Source organism: Bacteroides timonensis (assembly GCF_000513195.1).
In the GTDB taxonomy this organism is placed as follows: domain Bacteria; phylum Bacteroidota; class Bacteroidia; order Bacteroidales; family Bacteroidaceae; genus Bacteroides; species Bacteroides timonensis.
Genome location: NZ_CBVI010000006.1, coordinates 1 through 3,258 on the forward strand (window position 1 = coordinate 1; position 3,258 = coordinate 3,258).

General features: G+C 40.0%; 4 protein-coding genes and 1 pseudogene. 1 reads left to right on the forward strand and 4 read right to left on the reverse strand.

What is annotated here, in order from left to right; genetic code table 11:
- Positions 1 to 119: 119 nt before the first annotated feature.
- A complete protein-coding gene (locus tag BN161_RS02130) occupies positions 120 to 665 on the forward strand; it encodes a KilA-N domain-containing protein (protein WP_044262627.1) in 546 nt (181 codons plus the stop codon).
- Positions 666 to 715: 50 nt separating this feature from the next.
- On the opposite strand, the gene BN161_RS02135 is transcribed toward BN161_RS02130, so the two are convergent.
- From BN161_RS02135 to BN161_RS02150, 4 genes and pseudogenes are all read right to left on the reverse strand, one after another.
- Positions 716 to 1,270 carry a DUF4468 domain-containing protein gene (locus tag BN161_RS02135; protein ID WP_167332481.1) on the reverse strand — a complete coding sequence of 185 codons (555 nt, stop codon included), beginning with the start codon at positions 1,268 to 1,270 and terminating at the stop codon, positions 716 to 718.
- A gap of 134 nt (positions 1,271 to 1,404) precedes the next feature.
- Positions 1,405 to 1,803 (reverse strand): hypothetical protein, encoded by a 399-nt coding sequence (locus BN161_RS02140; RefSeq protein WP_044262630.1) that lies wholly within the window; start codon positions 1,801 to 1,803, stop codon positions 1,405 to 1,407.
- Between the two features lie 34 nt (positions 1,804 to 1,837).
- The gene (locus tag BN161_RS02145; RefSeq protein WP_209441880.1) at positions 1,838 to 2,020 is read right to left on the reverse strand and encodes a type II toxin-antitoxin system HicA family toxin; all 183 of its coding nucleotides are present in this window, start codon (positions 2,018 to 2,020) and stop codon (positions 1,838 to 1,840) included.
- 775 nt (positions 2,021 to 2,795) lie between these two features.
- Positions 2,796 to 3,258 (reverse strand): annotated as a pseudogene (locus BN161_RS02150) (hypothetical protein); the annotation flags it as partial.

A 3,258-nucleotide genomic window follows, 5' to 3' on the forward strand; every position in this document is an offset into this window, starting at 1 on the left:
TAAATTGCTATATATTTACTAAATATCAAAAAAACAATTCATTTAACTATTTGATTATCAATTATTTATATTGTTTTTGCCGCATATTTACTTTTTTATTAATCCAAACATTATCAAACATGGAAACAAAAATTTGCGTATTTGAAGAAAATCCAATCACTTTTGCATTGGAAAAAAACAATGGCATGATGATTAACGCCACTGAAATGGCAAAGCCGTTCGGAAGGCAAGTAAATGAATTTATGTCGAATGCGAATACAAAAGCATTTGTTAACGAAGCTTTAAAAAACGGGAATTCCCGTTTTTTAGGCATCGAGAATGAAAGCGATTTAATTCACTCCAGGCAAAAAAACGGTACCTGGATGCACCGCATTTTGGCACTTAAATTTGCCGCTTGGTTAAACCCTTCCTTTGAACTTTGGGTCTATTCCACTATTGAGAACCTCCTTTTTGGAAAACATGTTCAACGCGAGCAATCATTTGAACGTACCCTAAAATTTCAGAAAGAACTGGATGAATTGAAAGACAAGCCCCAGAAATCCGGCGAAGACTTTGAGCGATATCTGGAACTTGACAGAGCCTTGAAGCATGAGAAAGCGGTACGCAAATCACTGACATCCGAAGCGGTCACTGGAATGCGATCCTTATTCAGTGAAGATGAATAAGAATTAAAAAATAAAAGCGGAGTTTTTAGCTCCGCTTTTATTTTTTATCATTACCAATCATCATTCGTATCAAGTATCTTGCTTTTGCCGGAAGTAGCATCAGACAATGACATAATAATAGTCATAAACTCCATTTTGCTTTTTATCTTCAAATCCGGCCATGTTTTGGTCCACCTTTTATCCTGCAATCCTTTCTCCTTAAACTTCTCCCTATCAGTTATAAGACCGAAACTCCAAGTTTTTTTATACTGCAAATCACTTGTTTCATGGATAAAGTCGCCCACAGTAACTTTATAACGTTCATCTCTCACTTGGATTTTCAAAGTGTAAGTAACCCATCCATCAATATACCTATAAGTCATACCCCCAGGAGCGGTATATTTAAAAGCACCCTTACATATCAATATCCCATTCTGTGGATCATCCATTTGAATTACAGCATTAGCAGAATTATAGGTTATGGCTGCCCATGCTTTTATCATAGGATATAGCTCTGCTACATTCTTACCTTGTGCTTGGATTACACTATCACACTGTATAGGATTACCTTGCGCCATCACATTCATACTGGCAAACATCGCCATCAAAAGCAAAATTTTCTTCATAATATCAGATATAAAATTAAACATGCACAAATGTAACATTTTTCCGTACACATTCACTTTTAAAACACACAAAAGAGGCCTTCACAATGGAAGACCTCTGAAAAAAACTCCAAAAAGTGGTGTCAAACAACAAATCAGAGTGTTACCGATAATAATTCTTTCGCAAATGAATGAAGTCCGCTGCAAATACGTTCCGCCTGTTGTCTGCGAGGTATAGAACGATGATTCAAGTAATTAGAAAGCTGCTTTTGATTGATACCTGTAATCTTCTCCATACCAGCTAAAGAAAGGAACTTTGAATAATATTCCAAGAAACTCGCTACGTCCAACTTAAATTCAATTTCATACTCGCCTTTGATTTGCTCCGGCCATTGTTCTACAGGTAAATTCTTCTTAATCAATCTAATTGCCTCATGAATATCATCCTTTACAGCCTGTATGCTGTCACCCGCGCCATAGATACCGTCACAATTATCCGAATATCCGTCGTAAAAATCCTTGCTTTTCTCAATCACTACAATAATTTTTTCCATAATCCTACCCTTTCTTTTTTAGAAAGTACGGGAATCAAAGCCCGTACTTCTTGATTAATTTATTAGCTAACCCCTTCCCCATTTCTTTAGCCCCATGAAAAGGAACGGGCTCCGTTAATTCACCTTTTTCATTCCTATAAAAGTAATGGCTTCCTTCCGCATGGTCGAACTTCCATCCCTTCTTAATGAACATCCGGTGTAATTCTGTACTTTTCATTATCTTATGATTTATTGTTTGACCTTACAAAGGTAGCAAAATTACCACTATTCGCAAATATACAATAGCAAAATTACCATTATTTAACCCCTCCGTGGTCGAAGGAACGGAAAAATCTCTCATAAGTACCGCTCTGCCCGGTCTTCCATTACCAAGACAATAGCTTGCATTGGTGCAGGGAATGGAAGACGGGGCGTTTTCACCCGGTTACGGGATTATAATCCGGTAACCTCTGCGTGAACGCAAAAAAAACGAACAGAAAGCACCGCTTTCTACCGCTAAAACGCGAAAAATCCGTGTGGCAAAAATTCGGCTTGATTGTACCTAAGTACATCCATCAAGGCGGGTTTGCCACACGGATTTTTCGCGCGCCTGATTCCCATCAGGCGGACTCCCTTTCTAATCAGGGCATTTTTTGAACTAAAAATGTCCTGTCAGAAAAGATATTCCTCTGAATACCAAAAAGAAATCCCATCCCTGCGATAATTATCGGAGGGATGTAACAGCTTGCTGCCCGAGCCGCGCCGTCGTCCCGTTGCGGTCGCAGGTGCCGCCTCGGGTCGGAAATATGATAAATTTTTGTTACAAAATAATAAAAATACGTTAATTTTTTCGCTATTCCTTACAAATGTTGTAAATTATTTTAAATTTCGCCCTAAAACAGCCCTTGCCGCCCCCTCACGCATCAAATCCCACCCCTTGCGATACCTTCATATAAAAAGCCCTGCCATCCTCACAGACAACAGAGCCAACCCAACAGTAAAGAAAGAAATGATCAAACCACAGAGGCAGCGGATGAGCTTCGTCCCCTATCCCATACACGCACAAACTCTTTTCGCATGGTGAAGTACTTCAGGGCATCCGTCAGGTTCGTAGACTCTTTAGGCAGCCTGTGCGTAGGCAACTTGTCTCCAGTCTTGAGCTTCACGGTAATGCTCGTACCCGTCTTCTCATTGCTCTTGATGGCCGTTCCGGTTACTTCCATCTCAGACTTGAGGTTCGGGCAGTTGTACTGGTCAATCAGCAAGGTAAAGAGATTACGCGCCAGGTTGCCACTAAGTAAGTCCATGAAGAACCGGTATTCCATGTTGCTACCAATGTTCCCCTGTCCCAAGCTCATCAGCTGTACCTGCCAGCCTGTACGCTTGCCTTCAGCATCAAACTCAATATTCTTCTTGATCTGTGTCGCCATATCAGCAGAGACTTTCTTATAATTATTCATTGACCGGTCATAATAC

Excerpts from the sequence above, each read along its gene's own strand:
- BN161_RS02130 (WP_044262627.1), top strand. The coding sequence starts at position 120 with ATGGAAACAAAAATTTGCGTATTTGAAGAAAATCCAATCACTTTTGCA.
- BN161_RS02135 (WP_167332481.1), bottom strand. The coding sequence starts at position 1,270 with ATGAAGAAAATTTTGCTTTTGATGGCGATGTTTGCCAGTATGAATGTG.
- BN161_RS02145 (WP_209441880.1), bottom strand. The coding sequence starts at position 2,020 with ATGAAAAGTACAGAATTACACCGGATGTTCATTAAGAAGGGATGGAAG.
- BN161_RS02140 (WP_044262630.1), bottom strand. The coding sequence starts at position 1,803 with ATGGAAAAAATTATTGTAGTGATTGAGAAAAGCAAGGATTTTTACGAC.